The 14718-nt window shown below is 37.5% G+C and carries 17 protein-coding genes; 11 read left to right on the forward strand and 6 right to left on the reverse strand.

What is annotated here, in order from left to right:
• The 10 genes from F564_RS0104705 to guaB all read left to right on the forward strand — a co-directional run.
• The coding region (locus tag F564_RS0104705) for a transposase (protein ID WP_154656805.1) at positions 1-275 on the forward strand (275 nt) is incomplete at its 5' end.
• Positions 276-511: 236 nt separating this feature from the next.
• Positions 512-1897, forward strand: coding sequence for a hypothetical protein (locus tag F564_RS0104710; RefSeq protein WP_028121600.1), 1386 nt, complete (start codon positions 512-514; stop codon positions 1895-1897).
• Positions 1898-1900: 3 nt separating this feature from the next.
• A complete protein-coding gene (locus tag F564_RS0104715) occupies positions 1901-2227 on the forward strand; it encodes a nucleotide pyrophosphohydrolase (protein ID WP_028121601.1) in 327 nt (108 codons plus the stop codon).
• A gap of 83 nt (positions 2228-2310) precedes the next feature.
• Positions 2311-3528, forward strand: coding sequence for a 3-phosphoshikimate 1-carboxyvinyltransferase (locus F564_RS0104720; protein ID WP_028121602.1), 1218 nt, complete (start codon positions 2311-2313; stop codon positions 3526-3528).
• 81 nt (positions 3529-3609) lie between these two features.
• Positions 3610-4188, forward strand: coding sequence for a Uma2 family endonuclease (locus tag F564_RS0104725; protein WP_028121603.1), 579 nt, complete (start codon positions 3610-3612; stop codon positions 4186-4188).
• Positions 4188-4625: a hypothetical protein gene (locus F564_RS0104730; protein ID WP_028121604.1), complete on the forward strand. Its 438-nt coding sequence runs from the start codon at positions 4188-4190 to the stop codon at positions 4623-4625. The genes F564_RS0104725 and F564_RS0104730 overlap by 1 nt, the downstream gene beginning before the upstream one ends.
• 95 nt (positions 4626-4720) lie before the next feature.
• Positions 4721-5332 carry a hypothetical protein gene (locus F564_RS0104735; protein WP_228373859.1) on the forward strand — a complete coding sequence of 204 codons (612 nt, stop codon included), beginning with the start codon at positions 4721-4723 and terminating at the stop codon, positions 5330-5332.
• Positions 5333-6127 (forward strand): SDR family oxidoreductase, encoded by a 795-nt coding sequence (locus F564_RS0104740; RefSeq protein ID WP_028121606.1) that lies wholly within the window; start codon positions 5333-5335, stop codon positions 6125-6127.
• 91 nt (positions 6128-6218) lie between these two features.
• The gene (locus F564_RS0104745; RefSeq protein WP_034980801.1) at positions 6219-7835 is read left to right on the forward strand and encodes a BamA/TamA family outer membrane protein; all 1617 of its coding nucleotides are present in this window, start codon (positions 6219-6221) and stop codon (positions 7833-7835) included.
• A 399-nt stretch (positions 7836-8234) separates the two neighbouring features.
• Complete coding sequence (gene guaB / locus F564_RS0104750) at positions 8235-9695, forward strand: IMP dehydrogenase (protein ID WP_028121608.1); 1461 nt, start codon at positions 8235-8237, stop codon at positions 9693-9695.
• A 61-nt stretch (positions 9696-9756) separates the two neighbouring features.
• Here the strand turns inward: guaB and F564_RS0104755 are convergent, their stop codons facing one another.
• The 4 genes from F564_RS0104755 to F564_RS0104770 all read right to left on the reverse strand — a co-directional run bounded on the left by F564_RS0104755 (position 9757) and on the right by F564_RS0104770 (position 12251).
• The gene (locus tag F564_RS0104755) at positions 9757-10449 is read right to left on the reverse strand and encodes a T9SS type A sorting domain-containing protein (protein ID WP_028121609.1); all 693 of its coding nucleotides are present in this window, start codon (positions 10447-10449) and stop codon (positions 9757-9759) included.
• A gap of 12 nt (positions 10450-10461) precedes the next feature.
• Entirely contained in the window at positions 10462-11043 is a 582-nt protein-coding gene (locus F564_RS0104760; RefSeq protein ID WP_185094324.1) for a phage tail protein, read from the reverse strand.
• A 26-nt stretch (positions 11044-11069) separates the two neighbouring features.
• Complete coding sequence (locus F564_RS0104765) at positions 11070-11573, reverse strand: phage tail protein (RefSeq protein WP_034980807.1); 504 nt, start codon at positions 11571-11573, stop codon at positions 11070-11072.
• Positions 11574-11660: 87 nt separating this feature from the next.
• Positions 11661-12251, reverse strand: coding sequence for a phage tail protein (locus F564_RS0104770; protein WP_051259560.1), 591 nt, complete (start codon positions 12249-12251; stop codon positions 11661-11663).
• Between the two features lie 322 nt (positions 12252-12573).
• Here F564_RS0104770 and F564_RS0104775 point away from each other — a divergent pair, with 322 nt between their 5' ends.
• Positions 12574-12813 carry a hypothetical protein gene (locus F564_RS0104775; RefSeq protein ID WP_154656806.1) on the forward strand — a complete coding sequence of 80 codons (240 nt, stop codon included), beginning with the start codon at positions 12574-12576 and terminating at the stop codon, positions 12811-12813.
• Positions 12814-12881: 68 nt separating this feature from the next.
• Here F564_RS0104775 and F564_RS0104780 read toward each other — a convergent pair whose 3' ends face one another.
• Positions 12882-13427 (reverse strand): tetratricopeptide repeat protein, encoded by a 546-nt coding sequence (locus tag F564_RS0104780; protein WP_028121614.1) that lies wholly within the window; start codon positions 13425-13427, stop codon positions 12882-12884.
• A gap of 102 nt (positions 13428-13529) precedes the next feature.
• Positions 13530-14585 (reverse strand): DUF4407 domain-containing protein, encoded by a 1056-nt coding sequence (locus F564_RS0104785; RefSeq protein WP_028121615.1) that lies wholly within the window; start codon positions 14583-14585, stop codon positions 13530-13532.
• Positions 14586-14718: the final 133 nt, after the last annotated feature.

The raw sequence follows: 14718 nt of genomic DNA on the forward strand, positions 1-14718 counted from the left end.
TCAATTATGCGAATATAAAGCTGGATACACCCATGAGAAACAACCAAAAAAATTATCAAAAACAAAAATATATTTTCAGAAAATCGAGAAAAAGAATAGAGACATTATTCTCTCAGCTTTGTGACCAATTTAAAATCAGAAACAACTACGCAAAATCATTTGAAGGTTTTAAAACAAGGATATTGAGCAAAATAACAGCATTAACTTTCATTCAATTTGTAAATGTTTTTGTATTTAATAGAAAAATGAATAATATTAAAATTGCATTAGTTTGATAATGCACTACGAGTTAAAAGAGTAAATTAAGCTTCTAAATATTCAATCCTTTCAACTGCCAAAAGGATTTTTTGTTTAAAATCACTAAAATATCCGCACCATTACAAAATAAAAATTTAAATTTTGTAGTTTTGAAGATTAAACAAGATTATGAAACACTTATATTAAGATCTCATCTAGACAGAGAAAACAATATGGTGTTCCTTCTGCCCTAAAAAAAATTAAATAAGAACAAATGAAACTAAAAATATTCCTTGGCATCGCATTCTGGTCACTTTTGCTTCTAGCAGGCTGTAACCGTGATGATATTTCTTTTGAATCGCCAACGCAACTGTTGAGATTCTCTACTGATACCGTTTTTTGCGACACGGTTTACAACCAGATGCGTTCGGAAACTTATGCAGTAAAAGTCTTCAATAATGAAGATAAAGATGTTTTGATTCCGAGAATTGCGTTGGAAGGCGGGACCGGTTCCCTTTACAGAATCAACGTGGATGGAAAAGTTGGGACGAGTTTTGAAAATGTGGCTTTGAGAAGAAAAGACAGCCTTTACGTTTTTGTAGAAATTGCGCCAGTTGCTAACGCTCCGGAAGCGATTGCTGAAGACAAAGTGGTTTTCAACACACCAGCTGGTGAGCAAAAAGTAACATTGTTCTCAGTAGTTCAGGATGCAGAATATTTCATTAAATCGGATTCAAATCCAAATATCATTTCTGAGAATACAACTTGGACCAAGGAAAAAGTGAAAGTGATTTTCGGAGATTTGACCGTTGCCGAAGGAAAAACTTTGACAATGGAAAAAGGCACGAAAGTCTATTTCCGAAAAAACAGCGGAATGCATTTCGCGAAAAACTCTGTTCTTAACGTCGATGGAGCTTTAGGTGAAGAAGTCATTTTCAGAGGCGACAGGAGTGACACCAAATATGACACGTTGCCAACCAACTGGAACGGCATCAAAATGGAAGAGGCCACGGTTCTTAATATGAATTATGCTCGGGTTTTTGGTGGAAATGTTGGTCTTCAACTGAAAAAAAATACGGCAACTATCAATAATACAATCATCCACACTTTTCAAAATGCAGGAATCTACGGCATTGCTTCAAATCTTACGATGAATAATGTGGTAATGAATAATTGTGGTGAAGCCGACCTTGCAATTGCTGGAGGCGGAACTTATAACCTTAATTATTGTACAATTGCCAACTACTGGGACTTGAATCCATCGATGTCTGCTTTAGGAATTTATGCAACAAATCGATACGAAAACAACAATGAAATCTATACTGGTAATCCAACCCTCAATCTTAATAATTCGATTATGTATGGCGATAACACTGATATGATTTCCTTCAAAAGCACAGAAGGCGGATTATTTACACGCCATATTAACAACTCATTATTGAAACAAAACGACAGAGCTGGATTTAATTTAATTGGACAAAGTATTTTCAATGAAGACCCGAAATTCCAAAATTATTTTACCCAGAAAATGAATCTGAGCGTAAAAACAGGTTCACCTGCAATAGGAAAAGGAAATGCCAGTTATAATGATATCACTAAAAAAGATATTGTAGGAAAATCTAGAAATTCTTCTCCAACATTAGGGGCATATCAATTTTAATCAATGGAAATTACAACGCTCCAAAACCAAGTGGATGAGTGGATCAAAACCATTGGTGTCCGCTACTTCAATGAGTTGACCAATATGGCAATGCTGACAGAAGAAGTGGGCGAAGTGGCCAGAATCATCGCCAGAAGATACGGCGAACAATCAGAAAAAGAATCTGACAAATCCAAAGATTTGGGCGAAGAATTAGCAGACGTTCTCTTTGTCACACTCTGCTTGGCTAACCAAACAGGAACAAATCTGCAAGCCGCTTTCGATAAAAAAATGAAAGTGAAAACAGACAGGGACAAAGACAGACATCAAAATAACGAGAAATTAAAATAATTTGTAAACACGTATTAGCATAGAATGTAGTCACAAATTGACATCATTAATACTTTACTAAATCGTACATCAATCACATAAGAATGCTATTAAAAAAATCAGAATTAATCGATAATCAAAAAATCCAAATTACCGGTTCGAAAAGTATTTCGAACCGTCTTTTGATTGTAGGGAAACTGTTCGGGAACATTGATATGTTCAATCTTTCCAACTCTCAGGACACCACTTTGCTCAAAAAAGCTTTGGAATCCGATTCCGACATTGTGGACATCCACCACGCGGGAACGGCGATGCGTTTCCTCACGTCTTATTATTCGATTTTTGAAGGTAGAAAAACAATTCTCACCGGTTCCGACCGAATGAAAAACCGTCCCATCAAACCTTTGGTAGATGCATTACATTCACTAGGTGCAGACATTACTTATCTTGAAAAGGAAGGTTTTCCACCGTTGCAGATCATTGGAAAGAAATTAGAGAAAAATACCGTTAAAATTTCCGCCAACGTTTCCAGTCAGTTTTTGACCTCATTACTATTAATAGGAGGAAAATTGGAAAACGGATTGACCTTGGAATTGGAAGGCGACATCACGTCACGTCCTTACCTGGAAATGACTTTGAAAATCCTGGACGAAATCGGAATCAAATCCCATTTTGCCGAGAATAAGATCGAAATCGTTACGCAAAACAACCAATACAGAACGGAACGTTATGAAGTGGAAAGTGATTGGTCTTCAGCTTCTTATTTCTATTCTTTGGCAGCAATCGGCAGGAAAAGCATCACTTTGAAAAGTTACCACACACTTTCTCTGCAAGGCGACAGTGTGATCAAAGCACTTTATTTGAAATATTTCGGAATCAACACGGTTTCGGATTATGCAGAAAGTTCCATTTCACTTTTGCCAGAACCAGCTTTTCAATATCCGGAATTGATCACTTTGGATATGAACGATTGCCCAGACATTGCGCAAACGCTTTGTGTGACGGCAACAGCTTTGAAAATACCGTTCGAAATCACAGGACTTCACACTTTGAAGGTCAAAGAAACCGACCGATTGGTGGCGCTTCAAAATGAATTATTGAAAATCGGAGCGAAAACGCATATCACGGTTGAGAAAATAGAATCTTCGGAATTCATAGAACCTGAGGAAAACATTTCTATCGCAACCTACAACGACCACAGAATGGCGATGGCTTTTGCACCGTTTGCCTTAATCAAAGAATTAAATATCGAAAATGAGGACGTTGTGGAGAAATCTTATCTTGAGTTTTGGGAGGATTTTGCGAAGGTAACCGCGAGTTAATTAAAAAGTTTGATAAAATCCTGAGCTTTAAAAAATATCTATCTTTGTTAGTAGTAAGTAGTTAATTCAAAAAACAGCGTTATGGAAATCACAAATATCAATCAATTAGACCTTAACAAAACTTACACTTTTGCTGATTATCTTTTGTGGAGATTCAAAGAAAGGGTGGAACTTATCAAAGGTAAAATTTTGAAAATGAGTCCTGCTCCAGCTCCGAATCATCAAAGAATTTCACAAAAAATAAATCAAAAATTATATCCATTTTTTGAAAATACACCCTGTGAATTATTCTATGCACCTTTCGATGTTCGTTTACCTTATAAAACTGGGGAAATCCTGACCGTTGTTCAACCAGATTTGTGTGTAATTTGTGACCAAAATAAGATTGATGACAAAGGCTGTCTTGGCGCACCAGATTTGGTGGTTGAGATTCTTTCTCCCGGAAATTCTAAAAAAGAAATGAATTTGAAATTCAGTTTATACGAAGAATCGGGCGTTTCAGAATATTGGGTAGTAGATACTAGCGAGAAATTTATTTTGATTTACAGTTTGGAAAACGGCGAATACATTAGTAGAAAACCTATTGCAGATGGCGAATTGTTGCAATCCATCAATTTTCCGGATTTGAAATTTTCTACAGAAGGTTTGTTTGAGTTTTAATGAGAAACATATTAATTTCTATTTCTTTAATCGTTTTAATAATTTTATTAGCCTTTATATTCTTTAAAAAAGACTACCAAGTTATTAATGCCAAATTTAACAGCGGAAACAATAATTTTTATCCTCCAGATTGTTATATCAAATTTGAAAATAAAAATTTCCTAACAACTAATCGATGGATTTATAAATGGAATATTCTAATTAAACGAATAGTTCCAGCAAGCGAAAGTATTCTTGTTTATAGGTTTAACATTTTTGAGAATCATTATTCTCTTGATGAAAAAGGATTTACATTTTTAAAATTACTTGAAATAAAAGATTCTGTAGAATATAATGGTAATGCATATAAAATTGACTTTAGAAAAGGAGATTCATTATTCTCAAAAATTAATGACAATGAAATCATTATTTTTATAAATTCCAAAAATTTAGATTAATCAGGGATTTTGTTGAAATGCTATATCAATTTTAAATGAAAAACTTTCTTTCCTTTTTCGCAATAATCTTTTTCTCAATTCTACAATCTCAGGAATTGAAAGATTTCACAATCCCAAAAAGTTATGAGAAAATTTTGGAAACAAAAGGCGATTTGGACAAAGATGGAAGGGACGAAACTGTCATAGTTTTCAATACAGGTAAAAGGGCTGACTCCGAATCTCCTGGACTCGTAAGAAAGTTATATATTCTAAAAAACATCAATGGCAAATTGAAAATCTGGAAGGAAAATTCTGCTTTGATTTTTGATAGCAAACTAGGTTTTTATCCAGCAGATAATGAATTGGAATTGACCATCAAGAATAATTGTTTGGTGATCTTTCAATCCTATTTTTCAAATTCTCGACACACAGTGACTTCAAAAAATACTTATCGATTTCAAAACGGTGATTTTTATTTGATTGGTGCGTTGGTAAAATTTGATGATACTTGCGAATTTAATTTCTCAGATGAAATCAATTTTTCAACCGGAAAAGTCATTGTAAGAGAAGAATATTCGGATTGTGATGATGGAAGTGATAGAAAAGTACCAGAAAATTATTATAAAGAATTCACACACAAACTTCCCAAATTGCTAAAAATGAGTGATTACAAAATGGGAAAGAACGAAATCAAAATTCCTAATTCAAAAAAATCTTTTAATTTCTAAATGTCAAAAACCATCATCATCACAGGCACTTCATCCGGAATCGGATTTGCGCTGGCAGAATATTTCGGTAAGAAAGGGAACAAAGTTTACGGACTCAGCAGGAAATCTGTGAGTTCGGATTATTTCGTTTCGATTCCGACAGACATTACCGAAAAAGACCAAATCGACAACGCCATTTCTGAAATCCTAAAAACGGAAACGAGAATTGACGTTCTGATTAACAACGCCGGAATGGGAATGGTTGGCTCGGTCGAAGATTCTACGAAAGAAGATATTACGAAATTATTCAATCTCAATTTGATTGGCTCTGTCCAAATGATGACGGCAGTTTTACCAAAAATGCGTAAACAGAAATCAGGGAAAATCATCAATGTTTCCAGCATAGGTTCGGAAATGGGATTGCCTTTCCGAGGTTTTTATTCCGCATCAAAATCTGCTTTGGATAAAATAACCGAAGCAATGCGATACGAGGTTTACCCTTGGAATATCCACGCTTGCTCGCTTCATTTGGGTGATATCAAAACGAATATTGCGGAAAACCGCATCAAAACAAAAGTGTCTGAACCCTATAAAAACGTGTTCGATAAAGTCTATGCATTGATGAATTCCCACGTTGACGACGGCACCGAACCTTTGGATGTTGCGATTTACATCGATGGACTTTTAGGAAAATCAAAATGGAAAGCGCATTATTATTTTGGGAAATTCGGTCAGAAGATTGGCGTTCCGCTCAAATGGCTTCTTCCGCAGAACACTTATGAGAATCTGATGAAGAAATACAATAAAATGGATTGATTTTCTGTTTAACCACAAAGACACCGAATTTTTTCAAAAAGTTCACGATGAACTAAAAACAGTGTCCTTTGTGAAAATCGTTGTGAACCTTGTGCTTAAAATTAACTATTTATTTATCTGTGTTTTTTCTTTCTTCTGTGTTTTCTCCAACGCGCAGAAAAAAGAATATTGGCTTATCGACAAAGAAACCAACGGAAAAAAAATAGTTTCCGACTCCGCAAAAGCAGTTAAGTTTTTGGACTCCTTGACGGAGAATTCCTACTTTTTCACAGAACTGAAAGATGTCAAAAAAATAGAAAACCGGACTGAGATCTATTACGACAAAGGCCCAAATTTCAACAGAGCCCGTGTCACATTCTCAGATTCGCTGGTCTCAGATTTAAAACTTCAAAAGAACGACCTCTACACCAAAAATCTTGATTCTCTCAAGAAAAACATCAATCAAAAATACCGGAACAAGGGTTTTGCCTTCAACCGTGTGAAAACCAAATTCCAGAAAATGGAAAACGGAATTCCGGCGGTGAAGATCTCGGTTGTCACATCTTCTCAAAGGAAAATCGACGCCATCGTTTACAAAGGCTACACGCGCTTACCGAAACAATTCGTTAAAGCACTCAACAAAGAGTATCTCGGGAAAAACTACGATGATAAAAACTTGGTTACGATGAACCAGACTTTGCAGAATCACCAGTTTATCACTTTGGAAAAACCGCCTCAGACGCTATTCACCCAGGATTCTACCCAGGTTTTTCTATTTATGCAAAAAAAGAAAACCAACACTTTTGACGGCATGATAGGCTTTGGAAACGACAAATCCGAGAAATTCACCGTCAACGGAACGCTCAATGTCCAGCTCAAAAATATGTTCAACAGTTTTGAAAGCATCGGCGTTTACTGGCAAAGAAATCCAGACAAAGGCCAGACTTTCGATATGCAAACCGATATTCCATACACGTTTGGTAGCAATGTTGGCTTGAATGTCAACGTTAATATCTTCCGCCAGGATTCTACATTTGCAAATGTTAAATTGCTGCCAGCTATTTATTACCATCTTTCTCCGCGCCAAAAACTGGGTCTCAAAGGCACTTTCGAGTCGTCCGCGATTTTGGATTCGCTCTACACAGGCGGTCGCGATTACAGCAAAAAAGGGATTGGACTTTGGTATCAATATCAGGAAGGAAGTGACATCCCTCTGTTTATTAATAAAAGTAACATTAGAATAGAAGCAGATTTTCTGAAAACCAAGTACGATGCCACTCAGGAACAATATGATCAGATCCGGTACTTCCTATTTGCAGAACACAACTTCAACCTCTCCGGAAATCATTTCCTCAACATCAAAGCAGAATCTGCGCTGCTTAGCGCCAAGAATGACTTATCCTCCAACGAACTTTTTAGGTTTGGCGGCTGGAACTCGATGAGGGGCTTTAATGAGCAGAGTCTCATCAGCGATTTCTATGCATTTGCCGGCGCAGAATACCGGTATCTCGTCAACGACCAAGCCTTTTTCGACCTCTTTGCGCAATACGGCCAAATGTCTAACAAAGCCCTTGGAATTTCCCCGAAACTTTACAGTTTAGGTTTGGGTTTTAACTTTTTCCTTCCCATTGGTTTGATGAGTTTCCAGATTTCGAACGGAAACCAATTTGGCAATCCATTCAAATTCAACGAGATAAAAATCCACTGGGGAATCTTGAGCCGGTTTTGATAAAATGATAGTTGATAAAAAATCATTCATCACTTATCATTCATAAATATTTGGAGCTGGGAACCTGCTTTCCGTTGCAATTCCTCGCGCCTTGCTTTTCCCAACGCTTGCTGTGGGATTTACACTGCAATCAGGGCTATGGGTTTTGTCAACCAATCAGATTTTGCAAAAGTTTCGACAATCAGTTCTTTATTCATTTCAAATTCGAATTAACAGGTCGCTCCTACGGAGCTTTCCTTATGATATTCAAGATAATTCTACTAGCAGGTGGTCGCTCTGTGACTTTAATTCTAAACTCTGATTCGTCTGTTAAACTTTTGGTATATTAACTTTAGTTCAAATAAAGACAAGCATTTTCAAATTCGATAAAAATAGCTTAATTTTGCACAGAAAGTAAAGATGTCTATTCATAACAAAATTGTAGAGGCAGCCATCACTTTCGATGACGTTCTATTAGTTCCCTCTTATTCAGAAGTTTTACCTAACCAGGTTTCCCTAAAATCCAGACTTACAGACAAAATTTCGCTTAATGTTCCCATAGTTTCTGCAGCAATGGATACTGTGACAGAAGCAGATTTGGCGATTGCATTGGCAAGAGTCGGCGGTCTTGGATTCATTCATAAAAATATGACCATTGCGGAACAAGCCGCGCAGGTCAACAGCGTAAAACGTTCCGAAAACGGAATGATTGCCGACCCAGTCACACTTTCCAAAGACCATACACTGGCCCAAGCCAAAGCACTGATGGCAGAGTATAGGATCTCTGGACTTCCTGTCGTTGATAAAAACAATTACCTTATTGGGATCATTACCAACAGAGATGTAAAATACCAACAAAATCTTGAGGTCAAAGTTGAGGAAATCATGACCAAAGAAAACCTCATCACTTCCGATAAAACCACAAATCTGGAAACGGCGAAAGAAATTTTGCTCAAAAACAGAATCGAGAAACTCCCAATCGTTGACAAGAAAAACAAGTTGGTTGGATTGATTACCATCAAAGACATCGACAATCAATTAGAATATCCAAATGCGAACAAAGACCAAAACGGTCGTCTGATCGTTGGAGCAGGCGTTGGCGTTGGCGAAGATACGATTGAAAGAATAACTGCATTAGTAAAAGCAGGCGTGGATATCGTGGCCATAGATTCTGCGCACGGACACTCGAAGGGTGTATTGGATAAGATTTCTGAAATCAGAAAAACATTCCCTGACCTTGATATCGTTGGAGGAAATATCGTCACTGCTGAAGCGGCAAAAGATCTCATCAAAGCGGGAGCCAATGTGCTAAAAGTAGGTGTTGGACCAGGATCTATCTGTACAACCAGAGTCGTTGCGGGAGTCGGCGTCCCTCAACTTTCTGCCATTTACAACGTTTACGAATTTGCGAAAAAGAAAAACGTGGCCGTGATCGCAGATGGTGGCATCAAACTTTCCGGAGATATCGTAAAAGCCATTGCAAGTGGTGCTGGAGCAGTGATGCTGGGTTCTCTTCTTGCAGGAACGGATGAAGCACCGGGAGAAGAAATCATTTTTCAAGGAAGAAAATTCAAATCTTACCAAGGAATGGGATCCCTTTCAGCGATGAAACGTGGTGGCAAAGAAAGATATTTCCAAAGTGAAGCTAAGAAATTTGTCCCAGAAGGCATAGAAGGCAGAGTGCCTCACAAAGGAAAATTGGAAGATGTGATTTTCCAACTGACAGGCGGTTTGCGTGCAGGAATGGGCTATTGCGGTGCAAAAGACATTGAAACGTTACAGAAAGATTCCAAATTGGTAATGATCACAGGAAGTGGACTGAAGGAATCTCACCCCCACGATGTCATCATCACGCAGGAAGCTCCGAATTATTCTTTTTAAATTCCAATTCAAAATAAAAAGGCTGCAACAATTTGCAGCCTTTCTTGTTATAAAACACGGCTTATTTTTTAATAAATTTCACATCATAGGACTGTCCGTCAGAAAGATTAATTCTAAGGATATAAATTCCTTTTGTAAGCTGAGAGACATCCAATCGGGTCTGGAAATCGGTTTTCAAAACTTCTTGTCCAGCCATATTGGTGATCACCATATTTTTTGCACTTTCGATTCCTGAAACATTAATAAAATCCGTAACCGGATTTGGGAACATTTGAAATTTAATTTTAGAAAAATCACCCAACGCAAGTGTAGAAGTGTGAACATCGCCAGTCATTGTGGAATTTGAAGAACTGAGATTACCACCGCAGCCGTTTTCTGTAACCATTGTATTTTCTACCCAAGATCCTACTGCATTGCTTGGTGGGTTTGCAGAGGCGTTATTCCCTGTAGAATTATAGTAGATCAAATAAGGCGCAACAAAATCCCCATTCCCAGAATCTGCTAAAAACTCCCACCGTGTCTGCGCGTTGTTCCATTGGATTTTGAACTCGCAGGTTCCCAAACCGCCACAAGTCTGAGCCCCATCTACAGGCGTTGTGATGTAGATCTTTTTCCCGTTCCCGTCTGTTCCTGTATTACTAAAGACATAATTCTGGTTTTCAAACAAATTATGACATCCGTTGAAAGTGATGGACTGCGCAGATACTGTATTGGCAGCCAGTGTAACTATAAAAAGAAGGTAAAGTTTTTTCATAATTTTGGATTTTTAGTTTCTAGAAGGGTAAATTCCCTGAAGGGCAATAACGCATTTGAAAGTCACATAAGGCTGGATATTGGTGTGCGGTTGTGATCCTCCCGCGGAACTCAATATGTCACTATTCATAGCAACTGCTCCACCGCTGCTTACACTTGCGTATTCTTTATCCAAAACCTTGGTATCTGCCGGCAAATTACCTTCCGGCGATGTTTTGTTACCTGATGATGTTACAGCATTCACCAGATGGCTGTGCATTGGCATTTCACCAATTGTTAAGGTATGTGACTCCTCGCCACCATTACCTCCTAAGGGATAAGTAGAATTATCACTGATAAGAACACGGCCTTGAATATTGGGCAAAGCAAATGTTGTAGTTCCATTACCACCATATGTGGTGCCTAGTAGAGAAAACAAGGCCTGGTTTTCATTTATTGGTAACAATTGACCGTTGCAATCTGCCCAGCCTTTTGGCGCATAACTAAATGAAACATACATAATCTGCCCTAGAAATGGTGTTCCATCTCCCTGTGCTTTCAACCCATTGGACGCAAATCCCAAAAAAATGAACATCAATAAAATATACTTTTTCATAATGATTTATTTTTAAATTAAACAGATTAAGGTCTTTCTGGGTAGATACCTGTTAACGCAATAATACATTTGAGCGTTCCATAAGGCTGCATATTGTTATGAGGTTGCCCTCCGCCAGCAGTAGCTATCATCGTTGGACTCATCGTGGTATTACCAGCAGCATCCGAATACTCAGGGTCACCAGTTTTTGTATCTGCCTGAAAATTGCCGGTAGGTAGATTCTGGTTTCCTTCTATCTTTACAGCATTAACAATATGCGTATGAGATGGCATCTCCGTAGATAATAAGGTCACACTCGCTGCACCATTTTGTGTCCCTACGGGGTAAGTATTGCTATCTCCCATCACCGTTTTACCCCGCATATCTGGCAATGCAAAATTGGTAGTCCCATTACCTCCAAACTTGATCCCCAGCAAAGAAAACAAAGCCGTATTCTGCGAAATGGGCATCAACTGTCCCTCACAAGCAGCCCAATTTTTAGGTGAAAAATTGTATGGCACCCACATGATCTGTCCCAAAAATGGTTCCATACCTTGCCCAGACACCTTTACAGATAGCACCACAAGAATAACTAATACTGAAATTTTTATTTTTTTCATGAGCCTAATTTTAAATAATTAATTGTGTTGTGGATAAACACCATAAAGAGAAATAACACATTTCAAAGCCAAAGTCGGCATCATGTTAGGATGTGGTTGATTGCCTCCCGCAGCAGCTAACATACCAGGCCTCATTGTTGTTTTGGAAGGAGCATCCGTAGCGTTGGAATATTCCTTATCAAGGGTCTTGGTATTCGCGAGCAAACCATTAGTAGGAGAACTCTGATTACCTTCTACTGTACTTCCCACAACCAGATGCTTGTGGCTTGGTAATTGACTGGGGAGTAAAGTAACCTCTTCTACACCTGCATTCTGCCCTAGGATATAAGGCGTAAGACCGGAACCCTGACCATCATCAATAATAACCTTTCCCTTCGCATTAGGAACAGCAAATGTAGACTGCCCATCTCCCCCATAAGTGGTTCCTATCAACGTAAAAAGGGCTTCATACTCCGAGATTGGCAAGAGCGAACCATCACACTCATGCCACCCAACTGGAGCAAAATTATACGGAACAAACATGATCTGACCCACGAAGGGCTGTGCTTTGAGTAAACTTGGAAAAGAAAAGCTTACCATCATACAAGCTAAAATAGAAAGTTTTTTCATAAGTATTGTTTTTACCAAATTTAACAAATAAATCAAAGCATAATGATTTATTTTTACTGATTATTAGTAATTTACGCACAAGCATTACTACTTTACCCTATTCAAAGTGATTTTGAAATACTGTTTTAAAGTTGATTAAAAAAAAATAAACTTTAACTTTCAAAATACCAATTTTCATTAAAGATTTTCTAAATTTGCAGCTTAGTTTTAAGATGTGAAGAAGAAGACCATTTTTTCCTTATTATTGATATCCTTTTTTGTAATTGGCATGCTATCTTTTGCACCAAACAAGAAAGTGATAGCGGTTGTTTTCAATAAGGAAATGACAAAAAAAGACCTGTTGAGTCTGCAGAAAAATCTTAAAGATAAAAACATCATTTTAGTCTTCAATAAAATCAAATTCACAAAGAACCGGTTGAGTTATATCGACTTCAGTATAGATTTTGGGGATGGATTTTCAGGAAGTTCAAAATCTGAAATCACAAGATCGAAAGAGATCGGATTTGTACGGGATTACAACGAAGATACCGACCAACCTTTTTTGGTAGGTGATTTAAAATAAATAAAGCTTCCAAATTTTTGGAAGCTTTTTGCTTTTATATAAAAGTCATCAAGTTTTTCAAATCCTTTCTATTTTGGGCAATGCTGAGCAATCATCAGATCGATTTCTCTATTCTCGTTATTTAAATCAAATTTATCCGCTTTATTTAATTCTATACAAGAGTCTTTAAGCTGATTCAGCTTAAGATAAGATAACGCCCGGCCATAACTGGAATTCAAATTTTCACCGCCCAATTGTACCATTTGATCAATTTCAGTCAGCGCTTCTTTATAATCCCCTTTTTCATAATACGTACTTGATATCATATTATAAACTTGAGGATTTCCAGGATTCGTGATGCTCATTTTTCTCAAATTAATAATGGCTTCATCAAACTTTCCCTGCTGTCTTAACACGGTTGCTTTTCGTAAATACAGTCCAGAATAAATAGGATTTTTCTCTTGAGCTTTCGTGTAATATTCCAAAGCCTGATCCTGATTACCAGTCTGAAACTCGCAATCGCCTAAAATAGTGTACGCCTCCCAGCTTTTGTCACCCTTTTCTACCAATTTAAGATAGTGTTGTTTTGCTGACACAAAATCACCATGATTAAAGGCAATTAAACCTTCTTTCATTATCTCTTTTTTGGATTGGCCGAAATAAAATGAAAACGAGCATAGCAATCCCAAAAAACAGAAAAATGGCCTCATTGATTCTTTTTTTTTATAAATCTACAATTATTTTCTTAATCTGTCCTTGAAATCGTGGATCCGATCATCCGTTAAAATATTTCCTTTCGCGATTTTTTCTTTCGCATACAACCTGAAATCATTTTCTGTCTTTTCCAGAAGATAATCATAAGGTCCTACGTGAGAAATAAGTTTGATCAAAACCGGCGAAATCTCCAGACAGATAAAAAGTCCCATTATGAAACTTGCAGCCAGCGCCATAATGGCAGAGTTTTTCCCCAGCTCATCCAAAGCCTGCAATCGCGCCGCAAAACCATTGAATTTATCCTCAAAAATTTCGGTAGATTTCCTTTCGGTTTCCAGATTGGTATAGACTTTAGAAATTTCGTTGTCCAAATATTGCAATCTGGACTGCTGCTGTTTCTGATAATTTTCAAGATCAAGACGTTTTTGCTCCTTCAGTTCAGCCTTTCGTTTGGCATTGGTACCAAACCCCACTTTTCCGCTCGTCAAGCCCGACTGTTTCCCAAGAATCTCCTTTTCCAGTTCTACAGAAGCAGAATCATAAGCGACCTGATAATTCTTCACTTGGTTTTGGATCTGTTTCTTTTCGGCATCAAAAGGTCCCGATTGCTGAAGGATTCTGCCGCCCATCTCTACCTGCAGTTGCTTCTTATTCCTCTGAATAATGGTATTCAGCTGTTTATTCACTTCTTTTTCAAAGATCTTCAGTTCCAATGGTTTTGAGATAATGATTCCGAGGAACGTCGCTAAAATCAACCTTGGAATGGTCATCAGGATCTGATTCCACCACGTTCCGGTTTTCTTGATAGATGACACAATGTATCTGTCCAGATTGAAGATCATCAATCCCCACAGGATTCCAAAACCAACGGCCGTCCAGACATTATCGAAGACCGTCAACATGGCGTAACCTGCCGATAGCGTTGCAAAGACAGCAGTAAACAATACGATACCGCCGATGCCCGCAAACTTATTCCATTCACTTGGCGATTTTTTTAGAAGATGAATGTTCCCTCCGGAGCAGATCATTAAGAAATGCTGAAACCAGTTCATTTTATAAGTGTTAGATAATTTCTTCATAATTAAGGCTTATCAAAATATGTATTATAAAACGTTCTTTTGTTACAAATAGTATTAGGTTTTACCTAATATCGAAATTTATACCAACTTTAATCATTGTCAAGATTGTTTTAGGTCTTATATTTGGCTTCTT

This window comes from Epilithonimonas tenax DSM 16811, from assembly GCF_000428485.1.
GTDB lineage: Bacteria > Bacteroidota > Bacteroidia > Flavobacteriales > Weeksellaceae > Epilithonimonas > Epilithonimonas tenax.

Bases quoted from the DNA above. Each gene is read 5' to 3' on its own strand.
- F564_RS0104715 (WP_028121601.1), top strand. From the start codon at position 1,901: ATGGAAATTACAACGCTCCAAAACCAAGTGGATGAGTGGATCAAAACC.
- F564_RS0104755 (WP_028121609.1), bottom strand. From the start codon at position 10,449: ATGAAAAAACTTTACCTTCTTTTTATAGTTACACTGGCTGCCAATACA.
- F564_RS0104710 (WP_028121600.1), top strand. From the start codon at position 512: ATGAAACTAAAAATATTCCTTGGCATCGCATTCTGGTCACTTTTGCTT.
- F564_RS0104770 (WP_051259560.1), bottom strand. From the start codon at position 12,251: ATGAAAAAACTTTCTATTTTAGCTTGTATGATGGTAAGCTTTTCTTTT.
- F564_RS0104720 (WP_028121602.1), top strand. From the start codon at position 2,311: ATGCTATTAAAAAAATCAGAATTAATCGATAATCAAAAAATCCAAATT.
- F564_RS0104775 (WP_154656806.1), top strand. From the start codon at position 12,574: ATGACAAAAAAAGACCTGTTGAGTCTGCAGAAAAATCTTAAAGATAAA.
- F564_RS0104780 (WP_028121614.1), bottom strand. From the start codon at position 13,427: ATGAAAGAAGGTTTAATTGCCTTTAATCATGGTGATTTTGTGTCAGCA.
- F564_RS0104785 (WP_028121615.1), bottom strand. From the start codon at position 14,585: ATGAAGAAATTATCTAACACTTATAAAATGAACTGGTTTCAGCATTTC.
- F564_RS0104725 (WP_028121603.1), top strand. From the start codon at position 3,610: ATGGAAATCACAAATATCAATCAATTAGACCTTAACAAAACTTACACT.
- F564_RS0104760 (WP_185094324.1), bottom strand. From the start codon at position 11,043: ATGAAAAAGTATATTTTATTGATGTTCATTTTTTTGGGATTTGCGTCC.
- F564_RS0104765 (WP_034980807.1), bottom strand. From the start codon at position 11,573: ATGGAACCATTTTTGGGACAGATCATGTGGGTGCCATACAATTTTTCA.
- F564_RS0104730 (WP_028121604.1), top strand. From the start codon at position 4,188: ATGAGAAACATATTAATTTCTATTTCTTTAATCGTTTTAATAATTTTA.
- guaB (WP_028121608.1), top strand. From the start codon at position 8,235: ATGTCTATTCATAACAAAATTGTAGAGGCAGCCATCACTTTCGATGAC.
- F564_RS0104740 (WP_028121606.1), top strand. From the start codon at position 5,333: ATGTCAAAAACCATCATCATCACAGGCACTTCATCCGGAATCGGATTT.